This is a genomic window from Nonomuraea africana, assembly GCF_014873535.1.
Lineage (GTDB): Bacteria > Actinomycetota > Actinomycetes > Streptosporangiales > Streptosporangiaceae > Nonomuraea > Nonomuraea africana.
The window spans coordinates 8846431-8861526 of sequence record NZ_JADBEF010000001.1 but is presented as its reverse complement, the minus strand read 5'-3'; the positions used below and the strand labels follow the sequence as shown (position 1 = coordinate 8861526).

Below are 15096 nucleotides of genomic sequence, written 5' to 3'. Positions count from 1 at the left end.
CTCCTTTGTGAGGGTTTGCCATATTGGATGCTGGTCACAGCCAGCCTCTTAGTTCCCACAGCAGGGGGAAGTAGTGCAGGTGCGTGCGTTCCCTGAGGTACGGCGCGCCCGTCGAGCCGCCGGTGCCCGACTTGGTGCCGATCTGCCGTTCGACCATCTGCACGTGACGCATCCGCCACAGGGCGCACGTCTCGTCGTGCGTCAGCAGATCTTCGGCCAGTTGCCACAGGTCGTCGTACGCCCCGCGGTCCCTCGCCACGGCCAGCAGCGAGGTCATGATCTCGTCGTCTGAGATCGGGAGGCCACGCTGAGAGAGGGCGGTGAGATAAGCATCCCACAGGGTTGGCTCCTCCAGACGCCTGCGCAGGCTGGCGAGTTCGTCCTCGCTGGCGTTGCGCACGCGGTGGAGATAGCGGGGGTCCTTGGCTCCCGACAGGAACTCCAGCTCGCGGAACTGCACCGACTGGAAGCCGCTGGCGGGCGCCAGCTTCGCGCGGAACTCGAGGAAGTCCTGGGGAGTCATCGTCTCCAGCACCTCCACCTGCTGGACGAGCACGCGTTCGACCGCGTGGACGCGCCTGAACAGGTGCCTGGCCTTCCACAGCTCACCGGCGGCCATCGCCTCGCGGGCGCTCTCCAGCTCGTGGAGCAGCAGCTTGAACCACAGCTCGTAGACCTGGTGGACGGTGATGAACAGCAACTCGTCGGGCGCCGAGGACTCGGGCTCCTGCTGGGCGAGCAGTTGCGGCAGGCGGAGATAACCGCCATAAGAAAGGCGGGCACCTTCCTCGCCGAAACGTCGGTCGGGAGGCATGGCTCCTGTCCCCACCACCGGGCACCTCCCCCAATAGCCCGGTCCTCGTTGACCGGACGTACCCGATATCACCCGAAAAGCACACGTACGTCAACGTGACATGGAGATCGGGGGGTCGTCATCCTCTGACGCCGAGGTCTGGAGCTTGAGGTCGTCGAGAAGGGCGGGCACCTCCTGGAGCTCCTTGAGCTCGCTCTGGCACCGCTCGCACGAGTCGAGGTGGCGTTCGAACGCCTGGAGGTCGGCCTCGTCGAGGACTCCGAGCACGTAGGCAGCCACCTCAGGATGCATCAGCCGGCAACCCCCTTGTCCCGCAGCAGCCCACGCAGAGCCCTGATCCCGTAGTAGAGCCTGGACTTCACCGTGCCCGGCGGGATCCCCAGAATCTCCGCCGCCTCACCAATCGTACGGTCCCTGAGATAAGTCTGCTCGATGACTTCGCGGTGTTCCCGCGACAGGCTTCGCAGGGCGTCGGCGACGACGATCGCCGACAACGCCCGATCACAGCCGTCGGGGACGGGGACGGTGTCCGCCTCGGGCGGCTCGACCTCACGCGGCCGGGCACTCCTTCGGCGTCTGCCGTCGATCACGATGCGGCGGGCCACGGTCAGCAGCCACGCCCAGACAAGGCCGGGCTCCCACTGCAGTCGGTCGGAATGACGCCAGGCCCTGACCATCGTCTCCTGCACGACATCCTCGGCCCACTGCAGATCGTTGCCTGTGGTCTTGCGCACGTGGCGGAGCAAAGGCCCGCCGAACTGCTCATAGAGCGCCTGTATTCGGTGCTCCATGTCGTCGAGGTGACCTAGCACGGGGCACATCTTTACACCTTCGTTATCGGCTCGGCAGTCACTCCGATAACTCCAGTCATTTCTGACTATCTCGTTACTTGCCGTGAACCTCGCCACTCACGGCCGCGTACCTCCGACCATGCGCAGGCTTCTGTCCGGAGAGGTGCTCCTGCTCGGCGGCTTCCTCGTGGCGGCCGCGGTCACGGTGCTGCTGGTCCTGCCAGGACCGGTCGCCGTGCCCTCCACGGCCGCCCCGACCACCTCCGACCAGGATCTCCTGATCAAGGTACGGCAGGCGGGCCTCTGGGAGATCCCCACCGGCCAGCAGGCCCAGCAACGCGCGCTCAGCCGGCGCGTCAAGGAGGTCGGCAGGCACCTGGTCGAGGACCACCTCAAGCTCGATGAGGAGGTGATCGCGGTCGCCTCCCGCCTCGGCGTGGTCCTGCCCAGCCAGCCCACGGCCGACCAGCAGCGCTGGATGGCCCAGCTGTCGACCAAGAGCGGCGCCGCCTACGACAGGGACTTCGCCAACCTGCTGAGGGCCGCGCACGGCAAGGTCTTCAGCGTGATCGCGCTGGTCAGGGCGGGCACCCGCAACGACGAGATCAGAAGGTTCGCCCAGAAGGCCAACGCGTTCGTGCTCAGGCACATGACGCTGCTGGAGAGCACGGGGCTGGTCGACTACGACGCGCTGCCCGAGCCTCCGGCCCCTTCCCCCGCCCCCGCGGCGGCCGATTCAAGGAGAGAGAACCAGTGATCGCATCCAGACGGTTGGCCGCGGCCATGTCGTCGCTGGCCCTGGTGGCCGGCGGCATGGTGTCCGCGGCCGTCATCACCGCCGCTCCCGCCCTCGCCGACCACTGCGACCCCGCGGGACACCCCGCACAGGGCCCGCCGTCCCAGGGCGGTGGGGCGCTCGCCGCACCGATCGACCCGCGGCGAACGGTCACCCCCCGGAACACCGCCTCCCCTCGGAACACCGGCGCTCCTCGGGATCAAGGCGTCCAACAGGATCCGGCCGACCCGCGCGATCCCGGCGACCGGCAGCGTCCAGCGGATCCGCAGGATCCCCGCGACCGGCAGGAGCCCGGCGACCCGGCGAACACCGGCGACCCGCAAGACCCGGGCAACCCCCGGAACCCCGGCAGCCCGCAGAACCCCGGCGACCCGCAGAACCCCGGCGACCCTCGGGATCCCGGGCGGCCCGAGGGGCGGCCGAGCGAGTCGGGGCAGCCGGGTGACGGCCGGCGGGCCCGTCCCACCGGATCGCCCTCCCCCTCCGCCACCCAGGACGACGACTGCGCGGACCTCGGCCCGTTCGTCACCGACTTCGTCGACATCCGCGGCGTCCAGCCCGGCGGCGACCTCCTGGCCGGTCTCACGTCGGGATCAAGGGGCACGTTCGTCTCGAGGTGCGGCACCAACGGCAACCGCCACAACAATCCCGACAACTTCATCGTCGCCCCCGGCGTCTCCAACGGCGCCCACCACCTGCACGACTACGTGGGCAACCTGTCCACCGACGCCTTCTCCACCGACCAGTCCCTCGCCGCGGCGGGCACCACGTGCAGGTTCGGCGACAGGTCCACCTACTTCTGGCCCGTGCTGAGGAACAGGAAGGTCGACGCCAACCTCGGCGACCCCGACGGCAACGTCGGCCAGGTGCTGCGTCCCCGCCAGGCGATCATGCAGTTCCGCGGCAACGCCGCCGGCAGGGTGAGCGAGATGCCGCGCTTCCTCAGAATGATCACCGGCGACGCCAAGGCGGCCACCAACGGAGGCGCCAACGCCCGCGCCGCGTGGACGTGCACCGGCTTCACCGACCGCGTCACCACGAAGTACCCGCTGTGCCCGCGAGGCAGCCTCGTGGTCAGGGTCCTGGACTTCCCCAGCTGCTGGGACGGCAGGAACACCGACAGCGCCAACCACCGCACGCACGTGGTCTTCCCCGGCCAGGGCGGCGGCTGCCCGCAGGGCACGCGGGCGATCCCGCAGCTGCGGATGATCCTCACCTACAGCGTCCCCCAGGGCCCCTCCTACGCCGTCGACGCCTTCCCCGAGCAGCTGCACAACCCGGTCACCGACCACGCGGACTTCGCCAACGTCATGCCCGACAGGCTGATGTCCTTCGTCGTCGGCTGCGTCAACCGCGGCCGCCGCTGCTGACGGCGCCGCTGCCACCCCCTCCCCCGCGCAGCACACCTCACCCAGCCGACCTCGGGAGGGAATTCGATGCTCCACAGAAAGCAGCCGCGCCACGCGGGCCTCGACACCAGGCAGCTGCGCCTGGGGGCCACCGCGTCGGTGACGGCGCTGATCCTGTCGGCCGTCGCGCTGGCCCGCACCGAGCGCGGGCTGCGTCTGCTGAACGACGGCCTGGCCTTCCTCGACTTCTACGCCGGCGTGTTCGCCCTGGTCACGCTGACACTCACGGTCGCTCTCGGGCTGGTCACCACCGAGCGGGTCTTCCTGTCCGTCCCGAACAGGGTCCGCTGCCAGCTCCTCCACCGGGCCGCCGCGGCGTCGGGTATCGGCTTCCTGCTCCTGCACGCCGTGCTGAGCACGCCGTCGCCGACCGGCCTGGGCGCGCTCGCCCTCTTCGCGCTCGCCGCGGTGACGGGGGTGACGCGCGGCTGGTTCGCCCACATCAGCAGGCCGTGGCTGTGGCGGGCGATGCACGGCGCCGCCTACCTGGCCTGGCCCGTCGCCATCCTGCACGGCCTGACCGCGGGCCGGGCCCCCGCGGGATGGGTGGTCTGGTCCTACGTCGTCTGCCTCGCGGCGGTGCTGTCGGCGCTGCTCGTCAGGGCGGTCGCGACGCTGCGCAGGCCGCCCGCCGTCCCAGAGGTAGTGACGGAGCCGGTGGTCCTCGGCGAGCTGCTCAGCCTCGACGACCTGCGCAGAAGGAGGGCGGGATGATCCCGCACCGGGTGCCGCGCGTGCTGCGGCTCGCGCCGGCCAGGCTCACGGCGGGGCTCGACCACTGCCGGCGCCTCGATCTGCCCGCGCACCGGGCGTTGCACGGCGAGCCCGCGTGCAGGGAGCTGGACGCATTGGTCGAGCTGGCCGAGGAGGTGGATCTGCGCGGGCGCGGCGGGGCCGCCTTCCCCTTCGCGCGCAAGCTGCGCGCGGTGGCGCCCGGAGAGCGCGTGGTGCTGGTCAACGGCGTGGAGGGCGAGCCCGCCAGCGCCAAGGACGAGATGCTGCTGGTCCGCACCCCTCATCTGGTGCTGGACGGCGCGCTGCTGGCCGCCGAGGCGCTGCGGGCCCGCGAGGTGGTGATCGCGACCGCGGAAGGGGAGGTGGCGCAGGCCTCCATGGCCGCCGCGCTGGAGGAGCGCCGCGCCGCGACCGTCTCAGGAGCCGCCGAGAGGTACGGCGGGCGGATGCGCGTCGTCGGCCTGCCCGAGCGCTTCATCACCGGCGAGGGCGGCGCGCTCGTCCGGGGGGTGAACGGGCTCGACGCCGTCCCGCCCGGACGCAGGCGCAGGGCGGCGGAGGAGGGCGTCGACGGGCTGCCCACGCTGCTGTCGAACGCCGAGACCTTCGCCCAGCTGGCCACCCTCGCCGAACTCGGCCCGGCCGGATACGCCGAGGTGGGCACGGCCCGCGAGCCGGGCACCGTCCTGCTCACCGTGGGCGGCGAGGCAGTGGTCGAGGTGATGACGGGAGTGCCGCTGGCCACCGTGCTGGAGGAGTGCGGGCTCGATCCGGGCGAGGGCGTGCTGGTCGGCGGCTACCACGGCGCCTGGCTGAGCGCGGGGGCCGCGGCGACGGCCGTCGTCTCGCGCGAAGGGATGCGCCTGGCTGGAGGGCTTCTGGGCGCGGGGATCGTGGCGCCCCTGCCCCCGACCACCTGCCCGCTGGGCGAGGTCGCCAGGGTCGTCGCCTACCTCGCCGCGCAGTCCTCGGGGCAGTGCGGCCCCTGCCGTCTCGGGCTGCCCGAGGTGGCCAGGGCGCTGAGCGCGCTGGCCGAGGGCGCGGGCGGCGCCGATGACGTACGGCGGGCCGTACGGTCCGTGGAACGCAGGGGCGCCTGCTTCCACCCCGACGGGACGGCGAGGTTCGTGCTGTCGGCGCTGGACGCCTTCGCCGGCGACCTGGCGGCACACGAACGGCGCGGCTCGTGCGGGCGTCCGGTCAGGGGTGCGCTTCCTCTGCCCGAGCCGGAGGAGGAGCCGCGCTACCGGCTCGACGTCGACTGGACCCGCTGCCAGGGGCACGGCCTGTGCGCGCACCTGCTGCCCGAGTTCGTGGACCTGGACGAGCACGGCTACCCGTCCTTTCGCGAGGTGCCCGGCTGGATGGAGAGGGAGGCTCGCCGCGCGGTCGAGATGTGTCCCGCGCTCGCGCTGCGCCTGGCGTCGAGCGGGTGACCGGAATGTGACCAACCAGGCGGTCCTCTCAGACGTCTCACCCTTCGGTTCCACGATGTGAGGGAGTCGACCATGGAGCGCCGCAGCTTCCTGCTCACCGCCGCGCTGAGCGGGTTCGGCGGTTCGTCCGCGCTGAGCGGGCCCAGTCGTCCATCCACGCTGAGCGGGCCCCGAGGTTCGTCCGCGCCCGACTGGGCGGGACTCAGCCGGGGGCTGGACGGCACGCTCGTCCGGCCAGGTCAGGCCGGGTACGACGCCGCCCGCCGCCTCTACAATCCGACCTTCGACACCATCAGGCCGCGCGGCGTCGCCTACTGCGCCACCGCCCAGGACGTCGTGGAGTGCCTGGCCTTCGCCCGCAGGGAGCGCGTCCCTGTCACCTCCCGCTCCGGCGGCCACTCCTACGCCGGCTGGTCGACCGGTCCTGGCCTGGTCGTCGACGTGTCACGGATGAACGCGGTCACCTACCGCGCGGGCAGGGCCACCGTCGGCGCCGGCGCCAAGCTGATCGACGTCTACGACCGGCTGATCGCGAACGGCGTCAGCATCCCCGCCGGCACCTGTCCCACCGTCGGCGTCGCCGGCCTGACACTGGGCGGCGGGCTCGGCGTGGTCTCCAGGAAGTACGGCCTCACCTGCGACGCCCTGGAGTCCGTGCGCCTCGTCACCGCCGACGGGCGGGTGCTGACCTGCGACGAGAACAACCACCGCGACCTGTTCTGGGCCTGCAGGGGCGGGGGCGGCGGCAACTTCGGCGTCGCGCTGTCCTTCACCTTCCGCACCCACGCCGCCAGGGACGTCACGGTCTTCTTCCTGCACTGGCCGTGGTCGAAGGCGGCCGCGGTGGTGCGGGCGTGGCAGGCGTGGGCGCCGTCCGCGCCCGACGCCCTGTGGGCCAACCTCCACCTCACGCGCAGCGCGAGCGGCCTCGACGTGCAGGTGGGCGGCCTCTACCTGGGCGGCAGGACGGCCTGCGCCAAGCTGCTCGACGGGCTGGTGAAGACGGCGGGCGCGCCGTCGTCGAGGTACACCATGGAACGCTCCCACCGCGCGGCCATGATGATCATGGCGGGCTGCTCGGGCAAGACGGTGGCGCAGTGCCGCCGGATGCCGCGCGAGGCGTTCGTCGCCTCGTCGCACCTCGGCTACGCGAAGCTGTCCGACGCGGCGGTCAAGGAGCTGGTGGCCAGGGTCGCCCGTCCCGGCGGGCACGCGGTGCTGCTGGACGCGATGGGTGGGGCGATCAGCCGCGTACGGCCGGACGCGACGGCCTTCCCGCACCGGCAGGCGCTGTTCAGCGTGCAGTACTACGCCGACGGGGCGGACAGGGGCTGGCTGCGCGGCGTGCGAGGGGCGATGGAACCGCATCTCGGGGGGCACGCGTACGTGAACTACATCGACCCGGACATCACGCGGTGGCGGCAGGCCTACTACGGCGCCAACGCGGCCAGGCTGTCGGCGGTGAAGGCGGCCTACGACCCAGGACGGCTGTTCCGGCTGCCGCAGGGGGTGTGAAAACTCGTCGCGCGCGGCGGTGCTGAGCAGGAACAATGGGCGGCATGCGGAATTTGCCGATCTTCGACCTGTCCGTCCACACGCCCCGTCTGGAGCTGCGCCTGCCGAGCCTCGCGCAGCTCGACGAGCTGGGAGACAGGGCCGCGGAGGGCATCCACGAGGAGGGCTTCATGCCGTTCCTCTTCCCGTGGTCCGACGTGCCGCCGGCCGAACGCGCCCGCGCCACGGTCCAGTACCAGTTCCGCATGTGGGGCGCCTGGACACCCGAGTCGTGGGCGGCCGAGTTCGTGGTGCTGCTCGACGGTCAGGCCGTCGGGATCCAGAGCGTCTCGGGCAAGGACTTCGGCGTCACCCGTGAGGTCGGGACCGGGTCGTGGATCGGCAGGCGCTTCCAGGGGCAGGGCATCGGCACGGAGATGCGGCGCGCGGTGCTGCACTTCGCCTTCGAGGGGCTGGGCGCCGAGTGGGCGGTCACGTCAGCGTTCGAGGACAACCTCGCCTCACTGGGGGTGACGCGGAAGCTGGGCTATCTGGAGGACGGGGTCGAGATCGACAACCGCCAGGGCAAGCAGGTCACGAGGCGGCGCTTCAGGATGTCCCGCGCCGACTTCACCCCCGCGACCGACATCGAGATCCGCGGCCTCGACACCTGCCGCCCCCTCTTCGACCCCACCACGACCTGAAGCCCACAGAAGAACGCCCACCCTCACCACTGGGCGACCCTCCGAAGGAGGCCAGCCGTCGACAGACCAGGCGGGTCCTCCGGAGGTCGCCCGCGGATACCTCGCGAAGAGACGTCCGCCGTCCCCACCGGAGAAACGCCCGCCGTCACCAGCGGGCGGATCTTCGAAGAAGTCCTCGGGGAGGGGTCAGGGCCGGAAGTGGTCGAGGACTTCGGGGTTGGCCATCGCGTCGCGGTTGGCCGCCTGCTCGACCGGCGTGCCCAGCAGGATCTTCCGCACCGGCACCTCCAGCTTCTTGCCCGACAGCGTCCGGGGGATCCCCGGCACCGCGATGATCTCGTTCGGCACGTGCCGGGGCGACAGCTCCTCCCGCAGCGCCGCCTTCAGTCGCGCCTCCAGCTCAGGCGTGACGTCCCCGTCGACGAGGGTGACGTACAGCAGCAGCCGCCCCTCCTGCCCGAGCTGCCCCGTGTCGATCACCAGGCTGTCGGCGATCTCGGGGAAGCGCTCGACGACCCGGTAGAACTCGCTGGTCCCCATCCGCACCCCGCCGCGGTTCAGCGTCGAGTCGGACCTGCCGTAGATCACGCAGCTGCCGTCCTGCTCGATCTTGATCCAGTCGCCGTGCCGCCACACTCCCGGGTACACGTCGAAGTAGCTGTCGCGATACCGCTCGCCCGAAGGGTCGTTCCAGAACATCACCGGCATGGACGGCATCGGCTGGGTCAGCACCAGCTCCCCCACCTCGCCGATCACCGGCTTGCCCGAGGGGTCGAAGGCCTCCACCCGCGCGCCCAGCGACCTGCACGGGATGACGCCCGCGCGGATCGGGTGCAGCGGCGTGGCCCCGACGAAGCCCGTGCACACGTCGGTGCCGCCGGAGAACGACCCGACGGGCACCCCCGGCAGCGCCTCGGCCAGCCACGCGAACCCCTCGGGCGGCAGCGGCGACCCCGTCGACCCGACACCCTTCAGCGAGGACAGCCCCATGGGCCGGGTGCCCGCCTTCATGCACGAGACGATGTACGGCGCGCCCGTCCCGAAGTACGTCACGCCCTCGTCCGCCGCGATGCCCCACAGGTCGGCCGGCGCCCCGTCGTAGAGCACGACGGTGGAGCCGACCAGCAGCCCGCCGACGAGGTAGTTCCACATCATCCAGCCGGTGGTGGTGTACCAGAAGAACACATCGCCCTCACCCAGGTCCTGGTGGAAGGAGAGCGACTTGAGGTGTTCGAGCACCACACCGCCGTGCCCGTGAACGATCGGCTTGGGTAGTCCCGTGGTCCCGCTGGAGTAGAGGATCCACAGCGGATGGTCGAAGGGCACCCGCTCGAACTCCAGCGGCCCCTCCTCCGCCCTCAGCCCCTCCCAGCCGATCACCTCGCCGTGCGGCAGCGCGGCCGCGTGCGACGGGGCCGGCGCGGCCTGCTGGGGCGGCAGCCCCTCCTCGGCCGCGACGAGGTAGGGGATCCACACGGTGGCGCGCAGCGTCGGCAGCGCGGCGGCGATGTCGCCCACGGCCGCCGACCTGTCGAAGGTCTTGCCGCCGTAGCGGTAGCCGTCCACCGCGATCAGGACTTTGGGCTCGATCTGCGTGAAACGGTCCACGATGCTGGGAACCCCGAAATCGGGAGATCCGGCCGACCAGATCGCGCCCAGGGAGGCGGTCGCGAGGAAGGCGATGAGCGCCTCGGGGATGTTCGGCAGGTAGCCCGCGACCCTGTCGCCCCTGCCCACCCCCAGCTTGACCAGGCCGGTTCTGACCCGGGCGACCTCCTCGCGGAGCTCGGGCATGGTGATGACGCGGCGCGGTCCCTCCTCCGAGTGGAAGATCACGGCCGGGCCGTCGGCGCGGCGAAGCGCGTTTTCGGCATAGTTCAGTGAACTGCCGGTGAACCATTCGACGCCGGGCATCGTCCCAGTCATGACGGGCCCGTCACCACGTTCACCGATCACGCCGAAGTAGTCCCAAACAGACGTCCAGAACGCCGCGGGGTCATCGACGGACCACTGCCACGCGTCCTGGTAGTCCGCACGCCCGACACTCGCGAGATAGCGAGTGATCTTGGCGTTCTCCACCACGGAAGAGGTCGGCTCCCACAGCAGTTCACCTTCAGCAACCATGTGTCCCATCCTGTCGCCGCCCGAACGGAAAGTCATCATCGCCGCCCACACAACCCCCTACCCGCGTAGGTGGTCCACAGCCATACGGGCGGCCGTCCCGATCACCGCGTCGGCGCGCGGCTGGTTGAGCGCGGGACTGAAGGAACGGGTGAAGACGGCCACCGCGTACCGTCCGCCGTCGGGGTATTCCACCACGCCCGCCTCGGCGCGCAGCGTGGGGAGCGTGCCGGTCTTGCCGCTGACCGCGACGTCGTCGTAGGGGAAGCCCGACGACAGCCGGTGCGGCCACACCTGCAGCCCGAGCAGTCGCCGCATCCACGCGCACTGCTCGGCCGAGGCGGCCTCGTCCCGCCAGATCAGGCCGAGCAGTTCGGTCGTCTCGCGCGGCGTGCTCCTGTTGCTGCGGCCCGGGTCGAGCGCCCGCAGCATCGCCAGCACCTCGGGATCGACCACCGGCCACTCGCCGCCGGAGTCCTCCCTGATCGTGGTGAGCAGCCCCGCGCAGTCGTGGACCACCCTCGTCACCCCGAGCCCGAACCCGTCGAGCATCGCGTTGACCCGCTCCAGGCCGACCCTGCCGGCGAGCACGTCGGCCGAGGTGTTGTCGCTCACCGCGATCATCAGGTACGCCAGGTCGCGCAGCGACATCGTGACGGCGTCCAGCATCGCGCCGATGCCCGTGTCGCCGAAGCTGCGCTCCGTGACGGTCACCCGCTCGCGTGGATCGAGCTCGCCCGCGTCGACCTGGCGGGCGAACTCCACCAGCAGCGGGAGCTTGAACACCGACGCCGTCGGCACCGGCTCGTCGGCCAGGTGCGACACCTCGGCGCCGCTGTCGAGGTCGGTCGCGTGCAGCCAGCCCGCCACGCCCGCCCGCCGGAAGACGTCGTCGAGGTTCATGCCAGGAAACCCATCGCGGGCCGCCGCCTGACCTGCCGCGCGAGCGCGGCCCCTTCCTCGGTCATCCCGGCACTCTCCTTCAACGTCCGTACGGCTGCCGCCGCGAAAGCCATCACCTCCGGCGTCTCGGCCCGCCACGCCGTCGACACCCGCCAGGCCAGCGGCGAGCCGAGCAGCGGACGCCAGACCACGCCCGGCAGCGACACCTCGGCGCCGAACGCCACGGCCGAACCGGCGAGCACCAGCCCGAGACCGATCCCATGATGCACCTCGACGGGAACGAAGCCGTTCCTGCGACAGTCCGAAAGGGTCTCGGCGTGCGCGCCGGGCTCGCCGTCCTGCGGAAAGAGCAGCAGCTCGCGACCGGCCAGGTCCTGCAGGTGGACGCTGGAGGCGGCGGCCAGCGGGTCCGTCTCGGCCAGCAGCACGCCGGGCGTCTGCACGAGCACCTGGCCGAAGCGCAGCCCTGGAGCGGTGACGGGGTGACGGACCACGCCCACGTCGATCACGCCCTCGCTGAGCGCGCTCACCTGGTCGGCCGTCCACATCTCGGCGGGGGCCAGTCGCAGCCCCTGGTTCTCCTCGCGGAAGCGGGCCACCAGGGCGGCGATGGTTCTGGCGCCCAGGTCGGGTGGGAGCGCCACCTTGAGCGTGCGGGCCTCGCCGTGCCGTACCAGCTCGCGGAGTCTTTCGACGCGGGCGACGACCTCGCGCGCCTCGGGCAGCAACAGCCGGCCCGCCTCGGTGAGCCGCACCTGCCGGGCCGAGCGGTCGAAGAGCCTGGCGCCCAGCTCCTCCTCCAGGCGCTTGATGCGCTGGCTGAGCGGGGGCTGGGCCATGCCGAGCCGGATGGCCGCGTTGCCGAAATGCCGTTCTTCGGCGACCACCGTGAAGTAGTAGAGGTGCCGAACCAGGTCCATGACCAGGGATCATATCCGTTTTCACATGTAATGGGGTCTGATATCCGTATTGGACAGCTTCTGGTCGCTTCTGGTCTGCTCACCGCATGCACGAACTCAGCAACCTCAGGTCGGAGCGCAGGCGCAGGAGGAAGTGGCCGCTGGTCACTGCGGGGATCCTGGTGCCGGCCCTCGTCGCGGGCGGCGTGATCTGGGTGACGCGCACACAGGGTTCACCCGAGGCCACCGCCGAGGCGTTCCTCTCGGCCTGGTCCCGCCAGGACTACGCGGCGATGAAGGCGCTCGTCAACGAACCGCCCGCCACCTTCACAGGCACCTACCAGCGCTTCTTCAAGGACCTCCGCGTCACCTCAGCCGCCTTCGAGGTCGGCGAGCCCCGTCAGGAGAACGAGGAGGGCAGGATCGTCCCCTTCACCGCCGAGCTGCGCGGCGCCGTCGACTGGACCTACGAGGGCCGCCTCGCCGTCGGCGAATGGGACGGCGCGTGGAAGGTCGCCTGGTCGACCACGGCCGTCCACCCCGACCTCGGGCACGACGACGCCTTCAAGGTCGTCACCTCCGAGCCCGAGACCGCCGCCATCACCGCCGCCGACGGCGCCCGCATCGACGGCACCGACGCGCCGGGCTCGGTCCAGCAGCTCGTCGAGGGACTCAAGGAGACCTACAAGGACCGCATCACCGGCAGCTCGTCCACCAAGCTCAACCGCTACCAGGACGGCAAGTTCGTCGACACCGTCGCGGAGAAGGGCCCCACCCAGGGCAAGCCGCTCCAGACCACCATCGACCTGCGCGTCCACCGGGCAGGGGCCGAAGCGCTCGAGAACGTCTCCAAGCCGGCCGCGCTCGTGGCGCTGCGCCCCTCGACCGGCGAGATCCTGGCCGTGGTCAACAAGCCCGGCGGCTTCAACCGCGCCCTCCTCGGCGCCTACCCCCCGGGCTCGACCTTCAAGGTCGTCACCGCCTCCGCCCTGGTCGCCGACGGCCTCGAGCCCGACAAGACCGTGCACTGCCCGCCCGAGCAGAACATCGGCGGCTTCCCCTTCCACAACGCCGGATTCCACGACTACGGCACCTTGCCGTTCAGGGACGCGTTCGCGCACTCCTGCAACACCACCTTCGGGGCGATGGCGGTGTCGTCCCTCAAGGGGGGACGGCTCGGCGAGGTCGCGGCCAGCTTCGGCTTCGGCGCGCCGCTCATGCCGGGCGTGCCCGCCGTACGGGCCGAATTCCCCGCGCCCAAGGACGACACCGACCTCGCCTCCGCCTCCATCGGACAGGGCCGCGTGCTGGCCAGCCCGCTCAGCATGGCCGCCGTCGCCGCCGCCATCGCCAACGGCACCTGGCGCCCGCCCAGGCTCGTCCCGGCCGACCTGGTCCCGGCGGGCGGCTCGGCTCCCCGCAGGCTCGAACCCTCCGTGGTCCGCGCGCTGCGCAACCTGATGCCCGCGGTGATCAGCGAGGGCACCGCCCATGCCGTACGGTTCCCCACGGGATCGGCGGGGAAGACGGGCACGGCGGAGTACGGCTCGGGCAAGGAACCACCCGCGCACTCGTGGTTCGTGGGCTACCACGGCGACCTGGCCTTCTCGGTGATCGTGGAGGGCGGCGGCGCGGGTTCGGCGGTGGCGGCCCCCATCGCGGCCCGCTTCCTCCAGAACCTGGGCTGAAAAGGGCCGCACAGTCGGGCGCTACGCGCCTTGGGGATTCGGGCTGTTTCTTCCAGTCGGGCCACGACCCCTGAAGGACCTCGCTCCACTCGGACGCCCACCCACAAGCGAGGGCTCCGCCCTCGCGCCTTCCTCTGGCACATTCCTGAGCCGATGGGTCGTAGCGAGGGAGAATGGACGACAGGAAGAACAGCTGATTTCCCGGCCGATCCCGCAGAGGGACCTGTCTCTCATAGATACCGGGCTGGACCTTGGCTGTAGTCGCGGCTATTCGATGGTGACCGCTGAGGCATCAGCGCCAAGCGCCTACCCGGATCATCAGACCACCGACCGGCAAGTTGCCAACTGTTGGAACATTGTGTGAATCAACCTCCAGTGGCTCACCGTGTTCGGGCGAAAGCAATATGCGACAGAACCTCAGCCCATAGCATCAACGCTATGACCTGGGGTACCGTAGAGCTGGAACCGGAAGTTCGGAAGTGGCTTCAAGACCTTCCTGCGGCGTCGTTTGCGAGAGTGGCGTTCTATGTCGATCTGTTGGCGGCTGAGGGTCCCCTGCTGGGAGAGCCCTACACGAAGCAGCTCGACGGCAAACTTCGGGAGCTGCGGTTCCACCTGGACGAATTCGCTGTGCGAATCACCTACTGGATCGCGCCTCACCGCAGGATCGTGCTCTTGACCGTATTCCACAAGACGCGGCCACGCGACGATCGTGAAGTGGAGCGGGCTCGGCGAGCCATGCGGCGCTGTGTCGAGCTGGCGCACACCATCGACGAGGAAGAAGAAGCGCTATGAGCGAGCGAGAAGGCTGGCGGGAGCTCAGGGATCGCCGGATGACCGAACCAGGTGCGGCTGAGGCCTACGAAGCCACGCGTCTCGCCTACGAACTGGGGCGGACCGTCCGGGCAATGCGCGAGGGGCGCGGCTGGAGCCAGAATGACCTGGCCCGCGAGGCGGCCATGACGCAGTCGGCAGTGGCGCGGTTCGAGGCGGGTGGGACGATCCCTACCTTGCCGGTGCTCGAGCGCCTGGCACGTGCCTTGGATGCGCACGTCGAGGTCCGTCTGACGCCGCGGGCTCCCGCCGCTTGACCAATGACGGTGTTCGCGGCCGTGAACGGCGTGCAGTACCGCTGCTCGGTCCTGCCTGAGCCACCTGCAGCAGCGTCGCCTTGGGTAGACCTCGCTGCAGCTGCCCAACGTCGTGGCCTCCTGGAGAGGCAACCGGATTTCGGATGTGGGCCTGTGGCTCCCTGGGAGTTGCGCAAACTGCAAGCCATGTTTCAGGTTATGAAACAACCTGTACT

15 protein-coding genes are annotated in these 15096 nt (G+C 70.6%); 9 read left to right on the top strand and 6 right to left on the bottom strand.

What is annotated here, in order from left to right; genetic code table 11:
- Positions 1-34 precede the first annotated feature (34 nt).
- From H4W81_RS42435 to H4W81_RS42425, 3 genes are all read right to left on the bottom strand, one after another.
- On the bottom strand, positions 35-814 hold the full coding sequence (locus tag H4W81_RS42435; RefSeq protein WP_192779954.1) for a tryptophan 2,3-dioxygenase: 780 nt from the start codon (positions 812-814) through the stop codon (positions 35-37).
- Positions 815-904: 90 nt separating this feature from the next.
- On the bottom strand, positions 905-1105 hold the full coding sequence (locus H4W81_RS42430; RefSeq protein ID WP_192779953.1) for a zf-HC2 domain-containing protein: 201 nt from the start codon (positions 1103-1105) through the stop codon (positions 905-907).
- Positions 1105-1635: a sigma-70 family RNA polymerase sigma factor gene (locus H4W81_RS42425; protein ID WP_192779952.1), complete on the bottom strand. Its 531-nt coding sequence runs from the start codon at positions 1633-1635 to the stop codon at positions 1105-1107. The genes H4W81_RS42430 and H4W81_RS42425 overlap by 1 nt, the downstream gene beginning before the upstream one ends.
- A 109-nt stretch (positions 1636-1744) precedes the next feature.
- On the opposite strand from H4W81_RS42425, the gene H4W81_RS42420 reads away from it, so the two are divergent.
- From H4W81_RS42420 to H4W81_RS42395, 6 genes are all read left to right on the top strand, one after another.
- Complete coding sequence (locus H4W81_RS42420; protein WP_192779951.1) at positions 1745-2362, top strand: DUF4142 domain-containing protein; 618 nt, start codon at positions 1745-1747, stop codon at positions 2360-2362.
- Positions 2359-3771: a DUF1996 domain-containing protein gene (locus H4W81_RS48095; RefSeq protein ID WP_318782424.1), complete on the top strand. Its 1413-nt coding sequence runs from the start codon at positions 2359-2361 to the stop codon at positions 3769-3771. Before H4W81_RS42420 ends, H4W81_RS48095 begins: the two co-directional genes overlap by 4 nt.
- A gap of 66 nt (positions 3772-3837) precedes the next feature.
- Entirely contained in the window at positions 3838-4524 is a 687-nt protein-coding gene (locus H4W81_RS42410) for a hypothetical protein (RefSeq protein ID WP_192779950.1), read from the top strand.
- Positions 4521-5981: an NADH-quinone oxidoreductase subunit NuoF family protein gene (locus tag H4W81_RS42405; RefSeq protein WP_192779949.1), complete on the top strand. Its 1461-nt coding sequence runs from the start codon at positions 4521-4523 to the stop codon at positions 5979-5981. Before H4W81_RS42410 ends, H4W81_RS42405 begins: the two co-directional genes overlap by 4 nt.
- A 72-nt stretch (positions 5982-6053) precedes the next feature.
- On the top strand, positions 6054-7496 hold the full coding sequence (locus tag H4W81_RS42400; protein ID WP_192779948.1) for an FAD-binding oxidoreductase: 1443 nt from the start codon (positions 6054-6056) through the stop codon (positions 7494-7496).
- A gap of 44 nt (positions 7497-7540) precedes the next feature.
- The gene (locus tag H4W81_RS42395; RefSeq protein ID WP_192779947.1) at positions 7541-8179 is read left to right on the top strand and encodes a GNAT family N-acetyltransferase; all 639 of its coding nucleotides are present in this window, start codon (positions 7541-7543) and stop codon (positions 8177-8179) included.
- 186 nt (positions 8180-8365) lie between these two features.
- Here the strand turns inward: H4W81_RS42395 and H4W81_RS42390 are convergent, their stop codons facing one another.
- Genes H4W81_RS42390 through H4W81_RS42380 form a run of 3 tightly spaced genes read right to left on the bottom strand, consistent with a single transcriptional unit; the run spans position 8366 to position 12123 of the window.
- Positions 8366-10303, bottom strand: a complete 1938-nt coding sequence (locus tag H4W81_RS42390; RefSeq protein ID WP_192779946.1) for an acetoacetate--CoA ligase — start codon at positions 10301-10303, stop codon at positions 8366-8368.
- Between the two features lie 57 nt (positions 10304-10360).
- A complete protein-coding gene (locus H4W81_RS42385; protein ID WP_192779945.1) occupies positions 10361-11203 on the bottom strand; it encodes a serine hydrolase in 843 nt (280 codons plus the stop codon).
- Complete coding sequence (locus H4W81_RS42380; protein ID WP_192779944.1) at positions 11200-12123, bottom strand: LysR family transcriptional regulator; 924 nt, start codon at positions 12121-12123, stop codon at positions 11200-11202. The genes H4W81_RS42385 and H4W81_RS42380 overlap by 4 nt, the downstream gene beginning before the upstream one ends.
- Before the next feature lie 86 nt (positions 12124-12209).
- Between H4W81_RS42380 and H4W81_RS42375 the strand changes: the two genes are divergently transcribed.
- From H4W81_RS42375 to H4W81_RS42365, 3 genes are all read left to right on the top strand, one after another.
- On the top strand, positions 12210-13790 hold the full coding sequence (locus H4W81_RS42375) for a penicillin-binding transpeptidase domain-containing protein (RefSeq protein ID WP_192779943.1): 1581 nt from the start codon (positions 12210-12212) through the stop codon (positions 13788-13790).
- Positions 13791-14228: 438 nt separating this feature from the next.
- Positions 14229-14585, top strand: a complete 357-nt coding sequence (locus tag H4W81_RS42370) for a type II toxin-antitoxin system RelE/ParE family toxin (protein WP_192779942.1) — start codon at positions 14229-14231, stop codon at positions 14583-14585.
- Positions 14582-14881, top strand: coding sequence for a helix-turn-helix domain-containing protein (locus H4W81_RS42365; protein WP_192779941.1), 300 nt, complete (start codon positions 14582-14584; stop codon positions 14879-14881). The genes H4W81_RS42370 and H4W81_RS42365 overlap by 4 nt, the downstream gene beginning before the upstream one ends.
- Positions 14882-15096: the final 215 nt, after the last annotated feature.

Coding starts and splice junctions, on each gene's coding strand:
- H4W81_RS42375 (WP_192779943.1), top strand. CDS start 12,210: ATGCACGAACTCAGCAACCTCAGGTCGGAGCGCAGGCGCAGGAGGAAG.
- H4W81_RS42380 (WP_192779944.1), bottom strand. CDS start 12,123: ATGGACCTGGTTCGGCACCTCTACTACTTCACGGTGGTCGCCGAAGAA.
- H4W81_RS42410 (WP_192779950.1), top strand. CDS start 3,838: ATGCTCCACAGAAAGCAGCCGCGCCACGCGGGCCTCGACACCAGGCAG.
- H4W81_RS42425 (WP_192779952.1), bottom strand. CDS start 1,635: ATGTGCCCCGTGCTAGGTCACCTCGACGACATGGAGCACCGAATACAG.
- H4W81_RS42430 (WP_192779953.1), bottom strand. CDS start 1,105: ATGCATCCTGAGGTGGCTGCCTACGTGCTCGGAGTCCTCGACGAGGCC.
- H4W81_RS42370 (WP_192779942.1), top strand. CDS start 14,229: ATGACCTGGGGTACCGTAGAGCTGGAACCGGAAGTTCGGAAGTGGCTT.
- H4W81_RS42420 (WP_192779951.1), top strand. CDS start 1,745: ATGCGCAGGCTTCTGTCCGGAGAGGTGCTCCTGCTCGGCGGCTTCCTC.
- H4W81_RS42390 (WP_192779946.1), bottom strand. CDS start 10,303: ATGGTTGCTGAAGGTGAACTGCTGTGGGAGCCGACCTCTTCCGTGGTG.
- H4W81_RS42385 (WP_192779945.1), bottom strand. CDS start 11,203: ATGAACCTCGACGACGTCTTCCGGCGGGCGGGCGTGGCGGGCTGGCTG.
- H4W81_RS42435 (WP_192779954.1), bottom strand. CDS start 814: ATGCCTCCCGACCGACGTTTCGGCGAGGAAGGTGCCCGCCTTTCTTAT.
- H4W81_RS42400 (WP_192779948.1), top strand. CDS start 6,054: ATGGAGCGCCGCAGCTTCCTGCTCACCGCCGCGCTGAGCGGGTTCGGC.
- H4W81_RS42365 (WP_192779941.1), top strand. CDS start 14,582: ATGAGCGAGCGAGAAGGCTGGCGGGAGCTCAGGGATCGCCGGATGACC.
- H4W81_RS42395 (WP_192779947.1), top strand. CDS start 7,541: ATGCGGAATTTGCCGATCTTCGACCTGTCCGTCCACACGCCCCGTCTG.
- H4W81_RS42405 (WP_192779949.1), top strand. CDS start 4,521: ATGATCCCGCACCGGGTGCCGCGCGTGCTGCGGCTCGCGCCGGCCAGG.